General features: G+C 66.0%; 12 protein-coding genes. 6 read left to right on the plus strand and 6 right to left on the minus strand.

Going from position 1 to position 17,761, the window contains the following annotated elements; all coding sequences use genetic code 11:
- The first annotated feature begins 143 nt into the window (after positions 1–143).
- Both infA and FJQ54_RS17920 read left to right on the plus strand, forming a co-directional pair.
- Complete coding sequence (infA, locus tag FJQ54_RS05670; protein WP_140927445.1) at positions 144–410, plus strand: translation initiation factor IF-1; 267 nt, start codon at positions 144–146, stop codon at positions 408–410.
- Between the two features lie 49 nt (positions 411–459).
- Positions 460–591: a hypothetical protein gene (locus FJQ54_RS17920; protein WP_268920561.1), complete on the plus strand. Its 132-nt coding sequence runs from the start codon at positions 460–462 to the stop codon at positions 589–591.
- A 162-nt stretch (positions 592–753) separates the two neighbouring features.
- Here FJQ54_RS17920 and FJQ54_RS05675 read toward each other — a convergent pair whose 3' ends face one another.
- Positions 754–2,349: an isocitrate lyase gene (locus FJQ54_RS05675; protein WP_140927446.1), complete on the minus strand. Its 1,596-nt coding sequence runs from the start codon at positions 2,347–2,349 to the stop codon at positions 754–756.
- 146 nt (positions 2,350–2,495) lie between these two features.
- Here FJQ54_RS05675 and FJQ54_RS05680 point away from each other — a divergent pair, with 146 nt between their 5' ends.
- From FJQ54_RS05680 to FJQ54_RS05695, 4 genes are all read left to right on the plus strand, one after another.
- Positions 2,496–3,905: a helix-turn-helix domain-containing protein gene (locus FJQ54_RS05680; RefSeq protein ID WP_140927447.1), complete on the plus strand. Its 1,410-nt coding sequence runs from the start codon at positions 2,496–2,498 to the stop codon at positions 3,903–3,905.
- A gap of 50 nt (positions 3,906–3,955) precedes the next feature.
- Complete coding sequence (locus FJQ54_RS05685; RefSeq protein ID WP_140927448.1) at positions 3,956–5,068, plus strand: S-(hydroxymethyl)glutathione dehydrogenase/class III alcohol dehydrogenase; 1,113 nt, start codon at positions 3,956–3,958, stop codon at positions 5,066–5,068.
- A 119-nt stretch (positions 5,069–5,187) separates the two neighbouring features.
- Entirely contained in the window at positions 5,188–7,050 is a 1,863-nt protein-coding gene (locus FJQ54_RS05690; RefSeq protein ID WP_207790372.1) for a S9 family peptidase, read from the plus strand.
- Positions 7,051–7,227: 177 nt separating this feature from the next.
- Positions 7,228–9,903, plus strand: a complete 2,676-nt coding sequence (locus FJQ54_RS05695; protein ID WP_140927449.1) for an HAD-IC family P-type ATPase — start codon at positions 7,228–7,230, stop codon at positions 9,901–9,903.
- A gap of 547 nt (positions 9,904–10,450) precedes the next feature.
- Here FJQ54_RS05695 and pnp read toward each other — a convergent pair.
- The 5 genes from pnp to polA all read right to left on the minus strand — a co-directional run bounded on the left by pnp (position 10,451) and on the right by polA (position 17,740).
- On the minus strand, positions 10,451–12,760 hold the full coding sequence (gene pnp, locus FJQ54_RS05700; protein ID WP_140927450.1) for a polyribonucleotide nucleotidyltransferase: 2,310 nt from the start codon (positions 12,758–12,760) through the stop codon (positions 10,451–10,453).
- Positions 12,761–12,939: 179 nt separating this feature from the next.
- The gene (gene rpsO, locus FJQ54_RS05705; protein ID WP_140927451.1) at positions 12,940–13,209 is read right to left on the minus strand and encodes a 30S ribosomal protein S15; all 270 of its coding nucleotides are present in this window, start codon (positions 13,207–13,209) and stop codon (positions 12,940–12,942) included.
- 14 nt (positions 13,210–13,223) lie between these two features.
- Positions 13,224–14,144 carry a tRNA pseudouridine(55) synthase TruB gene (truB, locus tag FJQ54_RS05710; protein ID WP_140927452.1) on the minus strand — a complete coding sequence of 307 codons (921 nt, stop codon included), beginning with the start codon at positions 14,142–14,144 and terminating at the stop codon, positions 13,224–13,226.
- Between the two features lie 12 nt (positions 14,145–14,156).
- The gene (locus FJQ54_RS05715; RefSeq protein ID WP_235890335.1) at positions 14,157–14,939 is read right to left on the minus strand and encodes a YbaY family lipoprotein; all 783 of its coding nucleotides are present in this window, start codon (positions 14,937–14,939) and stop codon (positions 14,157–14,159) included.
- Between the two features lie 5 nt (positions 14,940–14,944).
- On the minus strand, positions 14,945–17,740 hold the full coding sequence (gene polA, locus FJQ54_RS05720) for a DNA polymerase I (RefSeq protein ID WP_140927454.1): 2,796 nt from the start codon (positions 17,738–17,740) through the stop codon (positions 14,945–14,947).
- Between the last annotated feature and the right edge of the window lie 21 nt (positions 17,741–17,761).

The following is a 17,761-nucleotide window of genomic DNA, read 5'->3' on the forward strand; positions in this document are numbered from 1 at the left end:
CTTTTCGGGCCGCCTTTCAGGCCCCCCTATCCGGGTAAAGGGCACGGCGCTTCAGACTTCCTTTCATCGTTAATCGCAGCCGGGCCTGTCCGGGGGAGCCTGCTCCTTCGGCGCTGAGTCCCGCATTTGAAAGGGGCAAGGCCATGGCCAAGGAAGAACTTCTGCAACTCGATGGTGAAATCGAGGAAGTGCTGCCCGACGGCCGTTTTGCCGTCCGGCTGGAGAATGACCATCGGATCATCGCCTACACGGCGGGCAAGATGCGGAAATTCCGCATCCGATCCGTGGCCGGTGACAGGGTGATCGTGGAAATGACGCCCTACGACCTCGAGAAAGGCCGGATCATCTTCCGTGAGAAGACGGCCGGCGGCGGTGGCGGAGGCCCCAGAAAGGGCAATTTCCGCCGCTGATTTCAGTAACCAACAGAACAGGCGTGAAAAAGCGCCGCTTAAAGGATTTATGCATATCGAAACGATCCGCCCGGCCATCGCCGGGCCGCGCCTTGCACCGCCACTTGCCGCAAAGCGCACAGACCGACCTCTGCTCAGCCGCCGCGACCTGCGCCGGCTGGTTGCACAGATGGTCGATTGAACCAGCCGGGCCGGGGGGAAACCTCCGGCCCTTTTGGTTTTCAGGGGGCGGGGAGAACCCCGCCCAAATGGAAAGAGCCGATGCCCAAAGGCACCGGCTCTCCCTTCCCTCCCCGGAAGTAGGTGGTCAGGTCAGGCGAACTGGCCCGCCGCCTGACGAACGTCAGGCAAACTGACCCATGGTGTTGTGCACGCCGCCGGCCTTCAGCGCGGCTTCCCCGGCGAAATATTCCTTGTGATCGTCGCCGATGTCCGAGCCGGACATGTTCTGGTGCTTCACGCAGGCGATGCCCTGGCGGATTTCCGCGCGCTGCACGCCCTTCACATAGCCCAGCATGCCTTGCTCGCCGAAATATTCGCGGGCGAGGTTGTCCGTGCTCAGCGCGGCCGTGTGATAGGTGGGCAGCGTGATCAGGTGGTGGAAGATGCCGGCGCGCGCCGCCGCATCGCGCTGGAAGGTGCGAATCCGCTCGTCGGCTTCGGCGGCAAGGTCGGTCTGGTCGTAGATCACGCTCATCAGATTGGCGCGGTCATAGGCCGACACGTCCTTGCCCTCGGCGGCCCATGCGTCGAACACCTGCTGGCGGAAGTTCAGCGTCCAGTTGAAGCTGGGCGAGTTGTTGTAGACCAGCTTGGCGTTGGGGATCACTTCGCGGATGCGGTCCACCATCGAAGCGATCTGCTCGATGTGGGGCTTTTCCGTTTCGATCCACAGCAGGTCCGCGCCGTTTTGCAGGCTGTTGATGCAGTCCAGCACGCAGCGGTCTGCACCCGTGCCTTCGCGGAACTGGAACAGGTTGGAGGGCAGGCGCTTCGGGCGCAGCAGCTTGCCGTTGCGGTTCAGCACCACGTCGCCGTTGCGGGCGGTCGCCGGGTCGATCTCTTCGCAATCGAGGAAGCTGTTATACTGGTCGCCGATGTCGCCCGGTTCTTTGGAATAGGCGATCTGCTTCGTCAGCCCCGCGCCCAGCGAATCGGTGCGGGTGACAACGACGCCGTCTTCGATGCCGAGTTCGAGGAAGGCGTAGCGGCAGGCGCGCACCTTGGCGAGGAAGTCCTCGTGCGGCACCGTCACCTTGCCGTCCTGGTGGCCGCACTGCTTTTCATCGGACACCTGATTTTCGATCTGCAGCGCGCAGGCACCCGCTTCGATCATCTTCTTCGCCAGCAGATAGGTCGCTTCCGCGTTGCCGAACCCGGCGTCGATGTCGGCGATGATCGGCACCACATGGGTTTCATAATTGTCGATGGCGTCCAGCAGCACCTTTTCTTTGGCCGTGTCGCCGGCGGCGCGGGCCTTGTCCAGATCGCGGAACATCATGCCCAGTTCGCGCGCGTCGGCCTGCTTCAGGAAGGTGTAAAGCTCCTCGATCAGCGCGGGCACGCTGGTCTTTTCGTGCATGGATTGATCCGGCAGCGGCCCGAAATCGGACCGCAGCGCGGCGACCATCCAGCCCGAGAGATAGAGGTAGCGGCGCTTGGTGGAGCCGAAATGCTTCTTGATGGCGATCAGCTTCTGCTGGCCGATGAAGCCGTGCCAGCAGCCGAGCGACTGGGTGTATTGCGCCGGATCGGCATCATAGGCGGCCATGTCGCGGCGCATGATGGCGGCGGTGTAGCGGGCGATATCGAGGCCGGTGTTGAAGCGGTTCTGCAGCTGCATCCGGGCGACCGATTCGGCGCTGATGCCATCCCAGGTGCCGCCCTTGGAGGCGATCAGCTTCTGCGTTTCGGCGATGGCTTGCGAGTAGGTCGTCATCTTGATGGCTCCTTCGGCCCGGCTGAATTTGCCGGCTGAACTTTGACCACGCCCTTTACGGCCGCCCGACCGCCGCACTGAACCGCTGTTTCGTTCAGCTGTAAGACTTTACAAATTTGGCGTGTAATGTTGTAAGGATGCGCACCATGGCGCAGGACAGCAGATATATCGGCCCCCGCCTGCGCCGCATGCGCCGCGATCTGGGCCTCACACAGGCCAATATGGCCGCCGATCTGGACATCTCGCCCTCTTACGTCGCCCTGCTGGAGCGCAACCAGCGGCCGCTGACCGCCGATCTGCTGATCCGGCTGGCGCAGACCTATGATCTGGATATCGCCCGGCTGGCCGGCGACGGCGGGGCAGAGCAGCAATCGCGGCTGTCGGCGGTGCTGAAAGACCCGATCTTCGCCGATATCGACTTGCCCGCGATGGAAGCGGCGGACGTGGCCGCCAACTACCCCGGCTTTGCCGAAGCGCTGCTGCGCCTGCACACCGCCTGGCGCGAGGAGCAGCTGGCGCTGGCCGACCGCAGCGTCGAGCGCGAGGGGCCCACCGGCGGCGAGCCGCCGGACCCGGTGGCCGAATCCCGCCGCTTCCTTGCGGCGCGGCGCAACTGCTTCCCCGCGCTGGACGACGCGGCCGAGCGGCTGGCCGCCACCATCGCGCAGGCGGACGGACTGCAAGGCTATCTGCGCGCGCGGCATGGCTTGCGCGTGCGCCGCCTGCCGGCCGACGTGATGATGGGGGCGATCCGCCGCCTGAACCATCATGGCCGCGAAGTGCAGCTGGACGATCAGATGGACAGCGCCAGCCAGAATTTCCAGCTGGCGCTGCAACTCGCCTATCTGGAGCTGCGATCGGACATCGAGGCCCAGTTGCAGGGCGGCCAGTTCGAAACCGACAATGGGCGGCGGCTGACGCACCGCGCGCTCGCCAGCTATGCGGCGGCCGCGATCCAGATGCCCTACACGGCCTTCGCCCGCGCCGCCGACAGCCGCCATTATGATGTGGAGGCGCTGGGCCGCCAGTTCGGGGCCAGCTTCGAACAGGCCGCGCACCGGCTGACCACGCTACAAAAGCCGGGGCATGAACGGGTGCCCTTTTTCTTCCTGCGGGTGGATCAGGCGGGCAATGTCTCCAAGCGGCTGGATGGCGCGGGCTTCCCCTTCGCCCGCCATGGCGGCGGCTGTCCCCTGTGGACGGTGCATCAGGTGTTCCGCACCCCGCGCCAGATCGTCACGCAATGGATCGAACTGCCGGATGGGCAACGCTTTTTCTCCGTTGCCCGCACCGTCACGCAGGGGATCGGCGGCTTCGGCACCCCGCGCGCGGAACGCGCCATCGCGCTGGTCTGCGCGGAGGAGCATGCGGACCGGCTGATCTACACCCGCGCCGCCAACGCGCCCGGCCCCGCCATGGCGACGCCCATCGGCATCAGCTGCCGCCTGTGCCATCGCGCCGACTGCACCTCCCGCGCGGCCCCGCCCATCGGCCGTGACGTGCTGCCGGACGATTACCGCCGCACCAGCGCGCCCTTCGGCTTTTCCGACGGTTGATCCCGCGGCCATCGCCGGGGTATCGGCGAGGGAACTGGAGGCCAATACCCATGAAGACACGTGCTGCCGTCGCATTCGAAGCCAAAAAGCCGCTGGAAATCGTCGAGGTGGATCTGGAAGGTCCGAAGCCCGGCGAAGTGATGGTGGAAATCAAGGCGACGGGCGTGTGCCACACCGATGCCTACACGCTGGACGGTCTGGACAGCGAGGGCATCTTCCCCTCCATCCTTGGCCATGAAGGCGCGGGCGTGGTGGTGGAAGTGGGCGCGGGCGTCACCAGCGTGAAGCCGGGCGACCATGTGATCCCGCTCTACACGCCGGAATGCCGCCAGTGCAAAAGCTGCCTGTCTGGCAAGACCAACCTTTGCACCGCCATCCGCGCCACGCAGGGCAAGGGGCTGATGCCGGACGGCACCACGCGCTTTTCCTATAAGGGCCAGCCGATCTTCCATTATATGGGCTGCTCCACCTTTTCGAACTACACGGTGCTGCCGGAAATCGCCGTGGCGAAAATCCGCGAGGACGCGCCGTTCCAGTCCAGCTGCTATGTCGGTTGCGGCGTGACCACGGGCGTGGGCGCGGTGGTGAACACCGCCAAGGTGCAGGTGGGCAACAATGTGGTGGTGTTCGGGCTGGGCGGCATCGGCCTGAACGTGATTCAGGGCGCGAAGATGGTCGGCGCAGATCGCATCATCGGCGTGGACATCAACCCCGACCGCGAGGCGTGGGGCCGCAAGTTCGGCATGACGCATTTCCTGAACAGCAAGGGGATGTCCCGCGAAGACACGGTGGCGAAGCTGCTGGAACTGACGGACGGCGGCGCGGATTACAGCTTCGATTGCACCGGCAACACCGAAGTGATGCGCACCGCGCTGGAATGCTGCCACCGGGGCTGGGGTGAATCCATCATCATCGGCGTGGCCGAAGCGGGCAAGGAAATCTCCACCCGCCCGTTCCAGCTGGTGACGGGCCGGGTGTGGAAGGGCACGGCCTTTGGCGGCGCCAAGGGCCGGACGGACGTGCCGAAAATCATCGATTGGTATATGAACGGCAAGATCGAGATCGACCCGATGATCACCCATGTGTTGCCGCTGGACGAGATCAACAAGGCGTTCGACCTGATGCACAAGGGCGAGAGCATCCGGAGCGTGATCCTGTTCTGAAGGCTGTTCGGAAGAACGGGCGGCTGCGCGCCATCCTTCTGGCCCTTGCGCTAGCCGCGCCTTGCGTCGCGGCCGACGCGGGGCGACCGTTCGAAGCCGCCGATGTCGCCCGGCTGGTGGTGCTCGGCGAACCCGCCTTCACGGCGGACGGCGGAGAGCTGCTCTATTCCGTAACCGCCACGGACACCCCCGCCCGCGCGCAGAGCGACCTGTGGGCTGCGGGTTGGGCGGGCGGGAAGCGGCGGCTGACGAACAGCCGGGACCGCAGCGAATGGATGCCGCAGCCACTGGCGGGCGGGCGGGTCGCCTTCCTGTCGGACGGCGCGGCAGACGGCAGCGTGCAGCTATGGGCCATGCCGCTGAAAGGCGGCCGCGCCCGCCAGCTGACGCGCATCCCCGGCGGCATCGGCGACTACAGCCTCTCGCCAGACGGGCGGCAGGCGGTGGTGACGGTGGAGACCGGCGCGCCGGAATATCCCGCCGATGGCCCCGAGCCGCCGATCGTGGTGGACCGTTTCCAGAACCGGCAGGATGGCGCGGGCTGGCTGGACGCTCGCCGTTCGCATCTGGCGCTGGTGTCGCTGGCCGACGGCGCGGCACGGCTGCTGACGAGCGGCGATTACGACCATTGGCTGCCCAGCTGGTCCCCCGATGGCCACTGGATCGCCTTCGTCTCCAAGCGCTGCGCGGACGCGGACCGGCGCTATTGCTCGGACGTCTATGTGATGCCCGCCGCTGGCGGCGAAGCGCGGCGGCTGAGCCGCCACGAAGGCGCTGACGCGGACCCGGATTTCGAAGCCGGGCGACCTTCATGGTCCCCGGATTCCCGGCGGCTGGCATGGGTGCGCGCGGGCGACGAACGCCTCACATGGTACAGCCCGTTCCGGCTGGTGGTCGCCGATCTCGACAGCGGCGACCTCAGCGAACCCGGCCCGGCGGACCGCTGGGTCTATGCCCCGCGCTGGACGGCGGACGGGCAGATTCTCGCGCTGGTGGAGGAGGACAGGGCGACTCGCCTCGCCGCCATCCGCCCCGACACCGGCGACATCAGCTACCTCACGCCCGCCGACGCCACCGCCGTGGAGTTCGCCAGCCACGGGCCGCGCGTGGCGGTGCTGCTGGGGGGCAGCGCCGCACCGCCCGCGCTCTGGGCGCTGGACGCGCCGAAGCGGCTGCTCGCCAGCCACAATGAATGGCTCGCCGAGCGGCAGATCGCGGAAACCCGCCCCGTCTCGTGGGCCAGCGGAGACGCCGAAATCCACGGCCTGCTGATGCTGCCGCCCGATCACCGCGAAGGCCAGCCGCTGCCGCTGATCGTGCGGCTGCACGGCGGCCCCGTCTGGCAATGGTCCCACGAATTCATGGCCGACTGGCAGGCCTTCGCCGCGCGCGGATACGCCGTGCTGGCCCCCAACCCGCGCGGGTCCTCCGGCCGGGGCGAGGCCTTCGCCCGCGCACAGATGGCGGACTGGGGCAATGCCGACGTCAACGATGTGCGCACCGGTATCGACCATCTGATCGCCACCGGCATTGCAGACCCGGCCCGCATCGGTGTCGGCGGCTGGAGCTATGGCGGCATCCTCACCAACTATCTGATCGCCCGCGATCCACGCATCCGCGCCGCCGTCAGCGGCGCTGGAATGGGCAACTTCCTCGGCGGCTATGGTGTGGATCAGTACAGCCGCGATTACGAACTGGAACTGGGCCGCCCATGGGAAAACTCCGAGCTCTGGCGGAAACTCAGCTACCCCTTCTTCGAAGCCGACCGCATCCAGACCCCAACGCTTTACCTCTGCGCCGAAGCCGACAGCAACGTCCCCTGCTCCGGCAGCCAGCAGATGTTCCAGGCGCTGAAATCCCTGAATATCCCCACACGGCTGGTGATCTACCCCGGCGAAAACCACGGGCTGACGGTGCCTGCCTACCGCGTGGACCGGGTGGCGCGGGAACTGGATTGGTATGGGCGGTTTCTGGCAGAATAGCGGGATATGACGGTTCGCCCCGGCCGGGCCGGATCCGCTGACATTATGGCAACCGCAACATTCCGCCAATTGTTGCAAGGTTGACACGGATCAACGCCCTCCCCCATCCTTGCCGTCACTGCTGGCTCGGCGTTCCGCCATTCAAACCGGCGCTGACTGCGAGACAGGGAGACGAACATGGGCATCGAGGCCGACACGCCCTGGCATGGGCTGCCGGACTATGAGGTTCTTGCAAGGTTGCAGGCCGATATCGGCGGGTTGAGCGGCGCGGAGGCGGCGGCGCGGCTGGGTGTGCATGGGCCGAACAGTCTGCCGGTGTCGCGCGGGGTGCATCCGCTGCGGCGGTTTCTGGCGCAGTTCAACAGTGCGCTGATCTATTTCCTGCTGGCGGCCGCTGCGGGGGCGACGGTTCTGGGGCATCCGATTGATGCCGCGGTGATTCTGGCGGTGGTGCTGGTGAACGCCATTGTCGGCTTCCTGCAAGAGGGCAAGGCGGAGCGGGCGCTGAACGCCATTCGCGGGCTGATCGCGCCGCATGCGCATGTGCTGCGCGATGGCCATCGGCAATCCCTGCCGGTGGAGGGGCTGGTGCCCGGCGACATCGTGCTTCTGGAGGCGGGCGACAGGGTGCCTGCCGATGTCCGCATCCTGCATGCGCGCGGGTTGAGCATCGACGAGGCGCTGCTGACGGGGGAATCGGTTACGTCGGAGAAACAGGAGCAGGCGGTGGCGGCGGATGCGTCCATCGGCGACCGTTCCAACATGGGCTTTTCCGGCACGTTGATCGCCACCGGGCAGGCGAAGGCCGTGGTGGTGAAAACCGGCGTGCACACCGAAATCGGCCGCATCAGTGCGATGTTGCAACAGGTGGAGAGTGTTTCCACCCCGTTGTTGCGGCAGATCGACCGCTTCGCCCGGCGCTTCACATGGTTCGTGCTGGCGGGCTCTGTGTTGCTGTTCGCCTTCGCCGTGCTGGCGCGCGATTTTGAGTGGACAGAGGCGCTGATCGCCGTGGTGGCGCTGGCGGTGGGCGTGGTGCCGGAAGGCCTGCCTGCCGTGATCACCATCACGCTGGCGATCGGCGTGCAGCGCATGGCGGCGCGCAAGGCGGTGATCCGCAAGCTGCCCGCCGTGGAAACGCTGGGCGCAACCTCGGTGATCTGCACAGATAAAACAGGCACGCTCACCCGCAACGAGATGACGGCGCGGCACCTGCACTTGCCGGATCACCGGCTGGAGGTGAGCGGTTCGGGCTATGCGCCGCTGGGCAGTTTCGCAGCCATCGGCCATGACGATGATGCAGGTGCGCTGGCCGCTGCATCCGGGCTCATCCGCTGCGGCCTGTTGTGCGGCGATTCGCTGCTGCACGAACAAAACAGCCTCTGGCATGTCGATGGAGACCCGATGGAGGGCGCGCTGGTGGCGCTGGCGATGAAGGCGGGCCTCTCCCCGGATCATGTGCGCGCCGAATGGCCGCGCATCGACACCATCCCCTTCGACGCCGCCTATCGTTTCATGGCCACCCTGCACCGCGCGCCCGACGGCGGCGCGCTGCTGTTGGTGAAGGGCGCGCCCGAAGCACTGCTCGCCATGACGGGCGCAAGCGCGGATTTCTGGGAACCCCGGATCGCCGAAGCCGCCTCTCTCGGCGAGCGGGTGCTGGGCTTCGCCGCGAAGCATCTTCCCGTCGCGCCGGACCGGCTGGCCTTCACCGATCTGGATCGGGGAATCGACTTCCTCGGCCTCGTCGGCTTCATAGATCCCCCGCGTGATGAGGCTGTCGCCGCCATCGCCGAATGCCGCGCGGCGGGAATCGCGGTGAAGATGATCACCGGCGATCACAAGGCCACCGCACTCGCCATCGCCAACCAGATCGGCCTCGCGGATGACCCGCAGGTGGCGACCGGCGCGGAGATCGATGCGCTGTCAGACGAGGAGCTGATCCCCTTCGCCGCCGCCGTTTCCGTGTTCGCCCGCACCAGCCCCGAGCATAAGCTGCGCATCGTCCGCGCGTTGCAGGCGCGGGGCGCCATCGTCGCCATGACGGGCGACGGCGTGAACGACGCGCCCTCGCTGAAACAGGCCGATGTCGGCACCGCCATGGGCCACAAGGGCACCGAGGCGGCCAAGGAAGCCGCCGACATGGTGTTGCTGGACGACAATTTCGCCTCCATCGTCTCCGCCGTGCACGAAGGCCGCACCGTGCACGACAATATCCGCAAGGTGATTTCGTGGACGATCCCCACCAACGGCGGCGAGACGCTGGCCGTGGTGATCGCCATCGCCGCAGGCTTCACCTTGCCGATGACGGCGACGCAGATCCTGTGGATCAACCTTGTGCTCACCGTCACGCTGGGCCTCGTCCTCGCCTTCGAACCGCCGGAACCCGGGGTGATGAACCGGCCGCCCCGCAAGCCGGACGCGGGCCTGCTCTCCCCCTTCCTGCTGTGGCGCGTGGTGATCGTTTCCACCCTGCTCGCCGCTGCGGCGCTGGGCGTGTTCCACTGGTCGCTGAGGAACGGAGAGGATCTGCAAACGGCGCGCACCATGGTCGTCAACATGCTGATCGTGGGGGAGACCTTCTACCTGTTCAACGTCCGCTACCTGCATGCGCAATCCATCACATGGCGCGGCGTGCAGGGCACCCCCGCCGTGCTCGCCGCCATCGCCGCCGTCGTGGTCGCGCAGCTGCTGTTTACCTACTGGCCGCCCATGCACGACATCTTCGATACCCGCCCCCTCTCGCTGGCGGACGGCGCGCTGATCCTCGCCATCGGGGTGGGCATCATGCTGCTGCTGGAGGTGGAAAAGCACGCCCTGCGACGGCTGGGCTGGTTCGACGAGGTGCGGTGAGGGGGGGGGGCGCAGGTTCGTGGTTTTGAAGGGGCTCCGCCCCTTCATCCCGGCAGGGAAATGATTTCCCTGCACCCTCTAATTTTGCGTTGCGGCCCACCCGTCGCGCCGTGTGAGTGATCAGATTTCATTGCCTGCGGCGCTGCGGAGCGCTCTCCCCCGTGCCAAGGGGAGAGTAGGATAGGGGTGTCACCGCGGGGCCTAATCCGCTGATATTCCCATAAGCGCAACGAAAAGCGCCGCAGGCAACAACCATCATCCTCCCCCAACAACAGGCACCCCGGACTTGATCCGGGGTCCAGCTGTTCTTCGGCAATGCTGGAGCAGAAAAGCGGGACCCCGGATCAAGTCCGGGGCGATGTGAGGAGGTTCGTGAGGCACGCCCCAAAGCGCCGCAGGCAATCAAACCAACCGCCCGCACACCTAACCGATGAACCTACAAATGTGGGTGCAGGGAGCACGGCTCCCTGCCCGCCGGAGGCAAAAAACGCGGTGCATAAAAAAGGGGGGCACAAGGCCCCCCTTCCTCAGCGCATAGCGCCAGATATCAGTCGTCGTTCCCGGTCAGGAAGGCCGGCAGCGAGCCGTCGCCTTCCGGCTCGGAGCGTTCGCGGCGCGGGCCGCGATCACCCCGATCCCGGCCGCCATCACGGCGGGGGCCACGGTCACCGTCCCGGCGCGGGCCGCGGTCGCCATCGCGACGCGGACCACGGTCGGAGCGTTCGCCGCCTTCACGCGGTTCGCGCGGGGGGCGGGTGTCGGCCAGTTCTTCGCCGGTTTCCTGATCGACGAGGCGCATGGAGAGCTTCACCTTGCCGCGATCGTCGACGCCGATCACCTTCACCTTGACCTGCTGGCCTTCGGTGAGGACGTCGGAGACCTTCTGCACGCGCTCGTTCTTGATTTCCGAGATGTGGACGAGGCCGTCCTTGGCACCCAGGAAGTTCACGAAGGCGCCGAATTCCGGCATGCCGACGACCTTGCCGGTGTAGATCTTGCCGATTTCCGGCTCGGCGATGATGCCGATGATCCACTGGCGGGCGGCTTCGATCTTGTCGAGATCGGCGGAGGCGATCTTCACCGTGCCATCGTCTTCGATGTCCACCTTCGCGCCCGTGGTTGCCACGATTTCGCGGATCACCTTGCCGCCGGTGCCGATGATGTCGCGGATCTTGTCCTTGGGCACGCTCATCGTTTCGATGCGCGGCGCGTGGGCGGACATTTCCGTGCGGGTTTCGGTGATGGCCTTGGCCATTTCGCCCAGAATATGGGCGCGGCCGTCCTTCGCCTGAGCCAGCGCGACCTTCATGATCTCTTCGGTGATCCCGGCGATCTTGATGTCCATCTGCAGGGACGTGATGCCTTCGCTGGTGCCAGCCACCTTGAAGTCCATGTCGCCCAGATGATCTTCGTCACCCAGAATGTCGGACAGAACGGCGAAGTCCTTGCCTTCGAGGATCAGGCCCATGGCGATGCCCGCCACCGGGCGCTTCAGCGGAACGCCCGCATCCATCAGCGCCAGCGAACCGCCGCACACCGTCGCCATCGAGGACGAGCCGTTGGACTCGGTGATGTCCGACAGGAGGCGGATGGTGTAGGGGAACTCGTCCTTGCCCGGCAGCATCGGGTGGATGGCGCGCCATGCCAGCTTGCCATGGCCCACTTCGCGGCGGCCCGGCGCACCGAAGCGGCCCACTTCACCGACCGAATAGGGCGGGAAGTTGTAGTGCAGCATGAAGCGTTCATACTTCAGGCCATCCAGACCGTCGATCATCTGCTCGGCGTCGGCGGTGCCCAGCGTCGTGGTGACGATGGCCTGCGTTTCGCCGCGCGTGAACAGCGCGGACCCGTGCGTGCGCGGCAGGAAGCCGACTTCGCCGAGGATCGGGCGGATGGTCTTGGTGTCGCGGCCGTCGATGCGGCTGCCGTCCTTCAGGATCGCGCCACGGACGATTTCGCCTTCCAGCTTCTTGAACAGTTTGCCGGCCTTCTGCTGGGTGGCGGCGTCTGCATCGGCATAGAGCGGCTTGGCCTTCGCCTTGGCGTCTGCCAGCGCGGCGACGCGCGCGGCCTTTTGCGTGATCTTGTAGGCGGCGGCGATATCCTTGCCGACAGCCTTGCGGATCGTGGCGAGCATCTCGGTGTCGTCGGCGATCTTCAGGTCCCGAGGCTCTTTCGCAGCCTTTTCGGCGAGGCCGATGATGGCCTTGATCACCGGCTGGATCGACGTGTGGGCGAACATCACAGCGCCCAGCATCTCGTCTTCCGAAAGCTCCTGCGCTTCGGATTCCACCATCATCACCGCGTCATGCGTGCCGGCGACGACGAGGTCGAGGCGGCCTTCCTTAAGCTGCTCCTTGGAGGGGTTCAGCTGATATTCGCCATCCTTGAAGCCCACGCGGGCGGCGGCGATGGGGCCCATGAAGGGCACGCCGGAGAGCGTCAGCGCGGCAGAGGCGGCGATCATCGCCACGATGTCGGCTTCATTCTCGCCATCGTAGCTGAGAACCTGTGCGATCACGTTGATTTCGTTGTAGAAACCTTCCGGGAACAGCGGGCGCACCGGGCGATCGATCAGGCGGCTGGTGAGCGTTTCATGCTCGGTCGCGCCACGTTCGCGCTTGAAGAAGCCGCCCGGAATGCGACCGGCTGCGGAGAATTTCTCCTGATAATGCACGGTCAGCGGGAAGAAATCCTGGCCTTCCTTCACCGACTTCGCGGCGGTCACGGCGCACAGCACCACGGTTTCCCCGTAGGTGGCCATCACGGCCCCGTCGGCCTGACGGGCGACCTTGCCGGTTTCAAGCGTCAGCGTGCGGCCGCCCCATTCGATGGATTGCTTGGCAATGGTAAACATCAATATGCTTTCTCAAGCCCCTGACCCAGTGCCAGAGGCAGTTCGGACATGAGGCTCCTGAACCATTCAGGAGCCTCGGACTTGCCCCGGATGAAACGGGGCGGCGCATCAGCGCCGGAAATCCCGGATACGCCGGGCCGGTTACAGGAAGGGCGCCCTTTCGGGGCGCCCTTGCCGAATTACTTACGCAGGCCCAGCTTGGCGATCAGCGCCTGATAGCGGGCTGCATCCTTGCGCTTCAGATAATCGAGAAGCGAGCGGCGGTTGTTCACCAGCATCAGCAGGCCGCGACGCGAGTGGTTGTCTTTCGCGTGGGTCTTGAAATGCTCGGTCAGATTCTGGATGCGCGCGGTCAGGATGGCGACTTGCACTTCCGGGCTGCCGGTGTCGCCGGCTTCGCGGGCGTGTTCGGCAATGACGGCGGCCTTTTGTTCAACAGTGATCGACATCGTGGATCTCCTACTTACAAGTTGAATCCCCTCACGACTTTCACGTCGCCTTGCAAAATCTCGACCAGCGCAACCGGAACAGGCCCGAGGGTTGCGAGATATTGGCCGGGATTTCCACGGGGCCTCAGAATGCGCTGCCCTTGCTTCAGTGCAGCGGCTTCCTGAGGGTCGACAGCGAGGACCGGGATGTCGTCCAGTCCGGCTGTCAGCGGCAAAAGGGCCTGTTCAGGCGCGGGCCCTTGCACGAGTTCCACGCATTTGTCCAGCGAAACGGCCTGATCCAGCGTGAACGGACCGGCCGCCGTGCGACGCAACAGGCGGACATGCCCCACCGTGCCCAGCGCCAGCGCAAGATCGCGCGCGAGACTGCGCACATAGGTGCCCTTGGAGCAATGCACATCCAGCGTGGCGCTGTCCGCATCGGCTTCCACCAGCTTGAGGCTGTGGATCACAAGCTCGCGCTCTGCCAGTTCCACCGTTTCGCCCGCGCGGGCCAGCGCATAGGCCCGTTCGCCATCCACCTTCAGCGCGGAATAGGCAGGCGGGCGCTGGCGGATTGGGCCGGTGAAGCGCGGCAACATCGCCTGAATCGCCGCCGAATCGGGGCGCACCGGGCTTTCCGCCACCACTTCGCCTTCGGCATCGTCGGTGCTGGTGGCGGTGCCGAAGCGAATCGTGAAGCGATAGGCCTTCGGCCCGTTCAGCAGATAGCCGGACAGCTTGGTCGCCTCGCCCAGCGCGATGGGGAGCACGCCGGACGCCAGCGGGTCCAGCGTGCCGCCATGGCCAATTTTCAATTGGCCCGACCCGGACTGCCCGATTTTCGGCTTTCCATGGCCACCGTGGCGCAGCGCCCATTTCAGCTTGCCGACAACCTGCGCGCTGGTGGGGCCGATGGGCTTATCGACCACCAGCCAGCCGTGAAGGCCCGTCATAATAGGCGCCGGTTACTGGCCGCCGGCGCGGACCAGCATCAGCTCCACCGGTTGCTGCGGCTCGGCCGTTTCCAGCACGAAGGTCGCCGTGTCGGTGATATATTGCAGCTTGCCGTCCGGCCCCTCGATCCGGGCTTGCAGCCGATAGGTCTGGCCGCGCGGGGTCACCCGATCCACATCATAGGCGATGCGGAAATTCAGCGGCACCTGATTGCCGCTGGTCACAAGGCTGGTGGAGGCGATTTCCGTGGCGGGCGCATCCGCGCGGGCGGCATCCACCAGCAGCACGCGGGCCTTGGTGCCGGGCACCAGCGCCATACGGTCCAGCTTGGTCAGCGTGCCCCAGATCAGCCCGTTGCGCGGGGCATCGGGAATGGCGTGGCAGGTGGCCACGCGCTCGGCATTGCGGGTGACGCCGCGATAGATTGTGGCGGTTTCGCCATCCAGATCCAGCCGGCTGGCCCCCAACACGAAGCGCGGCGGCTTGTAGCCCACCTGTTCCTGCAGAACCAGCGTTTCACCGCCACGGATCACCCGCAGCACCCCGGCGGCGCGATCCCAGTCTGTCGTGGCCTTCTGCCCATCGTCGCAGATGTAGGAAACGGCGTTGTTCAGCGGCAGTACCGGGGCCTGCTGGGTGGGGCCGGGCACTGGCGCGGGCGCAGGGGCCGCCGGTTGCGCCACCGGCGGGGGGGGCGGAGGCGGCGCAGGCTCAGCCACGGGCGTTTGCGCCACAGAGGAGGAGGCGCAGCCCGCCAACAGCGCAAGCGCAAGGGGGGCGGCAATCGCGAACACAGGCTTCAATGGGCAGCTCCCCAATTGGCCCCGGTGCCGACTTCAACCCCCAGCGGAACGCTGAGCGCGAGCGCCGGACCGGCGGCGGATTCCATGACGGTGCGGATAACCCCTTTGGCCGTTTCGGCTTCCGATTCGGGGGCTTCGAACACCAGTTCGTCGTGCACCTGAAGCAGCATGCGCGTGCCCGTCAAGCCAGCCTCGGCAAGTGCCGCCTCCATGCGGATCATCGCGCGCTTGATGATGTCGGCCGCGGTGCCCTGCACCGGCGCGTTGATGGCGGCCCGCTCCGCGCCGCCGCGTTCGGATTGCACCTTGGATCGGATTCCGGGCACGTTGATGCGCCGCCCGTAGAGAGTCGTCACGAAGGCATCCTCGCGCACCTTCGCCACCGTTTCCGCCATGTAGCGGCGGATGCCGTGATAGCGATCGAGATAGCGTTCGATGAATTCCTGCGCTTCGCCGCGCGAAATCCCCAGCCGCTGGGCAAGGCCGAAGGCGGAAATGCCATAGATGATGGAGAAGTTGATGGTTTTCGCACGGCCGCGCAGGTCCCGATCGACGGGCGCGTCCGCTGCCAGCCCGAACACCTGCCGCGCCGTCAGCGCGTGGATGTCCTGCCCGCTGGCATAGGCCTCTTTCAGTTCCGGTACGTCGGCGATGTGCGCCATCAGCCGCAACTCGATCTGGTTGTAATCCGCCGAGAGGATCACATTGCCCGGCTCCGCCACGAAGGCGTCGCGGATGCGGCGGCCCATGGCGGTGCGGATGGGGATATTCTGCAAGTTGGGATCGGTGGAGGCCAGCCGCCCCGTCGCCGCCACCGCCATCGAGAAACTGGTGTGCACGCGGCCGGTTTGCGGGTTGATCTGCTGCTGCAGCGCCTCTGTGTAGGTGGAGCGCAGCTTGGAAACCTGCCGCCAGTCCAGCAGTTTGCGCGCGAGTTCGGTGCCGGGCAGGTCCAGCGCGGCCAGCCGCTCCAGCTCCGTCACGTCGGTGGAATATTGCCCGGTCTTGCCCTTCTTGCCGCCGGGCAGACCCAGCTTGTCGAACAGGATTTCCCCAAGCTGCTTGGGGCTGCCCAGCGCGAAGGGCTGCCCGGCGATGGCGTGCACCTCGCCCTCCAGCCGGGCCATCTCGCCCGCGAATTCGGTGGACATACGGGCCAGTTCCACCCGGTCCACCTTCACGCCATGGCCTTCCATGCGCGCCAGCACCGGCACCAGCGGCCGATCCTGCCATTCATAGGTGCGGGTGACTTTTTCCCGCCACAGCCGGGGCTTCAGCTTCTGCCACAGGCGGAACGTCACGTCCGCATCTTCGGCGGCATAACGGGTGGCCTTGTCCAGCGGCACCTGCGCGAAGCTCAGCTGCGCCTTGCCGCTGCCCGCCACATCCTTGAAGCTGATCGGCGTGTGGCCCAGCAGCTTTTCCGAAAGCTCGTCCATGCCATGCCCGTGCAGCCCGGCGGAGAGCGCGTAAGACAGCAGCATGGTATCGTCGAACGGGGCGATGCTGATGCCATGGCTGGCCAGCACCAGCATGTCATATTTCAGATTCTGGCCGATCTTCAGAACGCCCGCATCTTCCAGCAGCGGTTTCAGCAGCGGCAGGGCGTCTGTGGCAGAGAGCTGATCCACCGGCTCCGCCAGAAGTCCCTCGCCGGAGACATGGGCGAGCGGCACATAACAGGCCTTCCCCGGCTGCAGAGCCAGCGAAAAGCCCACCAGATCGGCGGACACGGCATCAAGGCTGCTGGTCTCGGTGTCGAACGCCACCTTGCCCAACCGCCGTGCCTCATCCAGCCACCAGTTGAGCCGCTCTGTGCTGGTCACACATTCATAGGCGTCCAGATCGAAGGGCACGTCGGGCGCGCCCTCATCCTCCTCGTCCTTCGGCTTCGCGATGGTCGCCGCTGCCGCGCGGCCCTGTTCGCCCAGCTTCGCCAGCAGGGTGCGGAAGCCGTGTTTCGCAAGGAAGGGGGCCAGCTTGTCCCGATCCTGATTGTCGTCCAGCTTCAGCGCGTCCAGCGGCGGCTCCAGCGGCAGGTCGCGCTTCAACTCCACCAGCACCCGGCTCAGCCGCGCGGCCTCGGCGTGCAGTTCCAGATTCTCGCGCAGCTTCGGGCGCTTGATCTCTGGAATCGCGGCCAGCACGCCTTCCAGATCGCCATATTGGTTCACCAGATCGGCCGCCGTTTTCGGCCCCACGCCGGGCACACCCGGCACATTGTCCACGCTGTCCCCCATCAGCGCCAGCACCTCGGCCAGCTTGGCGGGCGGGACACCCCATTTTTCCAGCACTTCCGGATCGGAAAAGCGCTTGTTCTGCATCGTATCCAGCAGCGTCAGCCCCGGACGGATCAGCTGCATCAGATCCTTGTCGGAACTCACGATCGTCACCGTCATGCCCGCGGCAATCGCGGCTTCGGCGTAAGAGGCGATCAGGTCGTCCGCCTCGTACAGCGGCTTTTCGATGCAGGGCACGCCCAGCGCGTTCACCGCATCGCGGATCAGCGGGAACTGCGGCCGCAAATCTTCCGGCGGCTCGGGCCGGTTCGCCTTATACTCGGGGTAGAGATCGTTGCGGAAACTGTGCTTCCCGGCATCCAGAATCACCGCCAGATAATCATCTTCGGGCGATTTGCGCGCCGCCTCGATCAGGTTCCACAGCATGGAGGTGAAGCCGAACACGGCCCCCACCGGCGTGCCTTCCGGGTCTGTCAGCGGCGGCAGACGGTGATAGGCGCGGAAGATGAAGCCCGATCCATCGATCAGCGTCAGGTGCGGCGGCTTCGTCATCGCCGCTCACTAGCCGTCAAT

This window comes from Sandaracinobacter neustonicus (genome assembly GCF_006385875.1).
GTDB classification, from domain to species: domain Bacteria; phylum Pseudomonadota; class Alphaproteobacteria; order Sphingomonadales; family Sphingomonadaceae; genus Sandaracinobacteroides; species Sandaracinobacteroides neustonicus.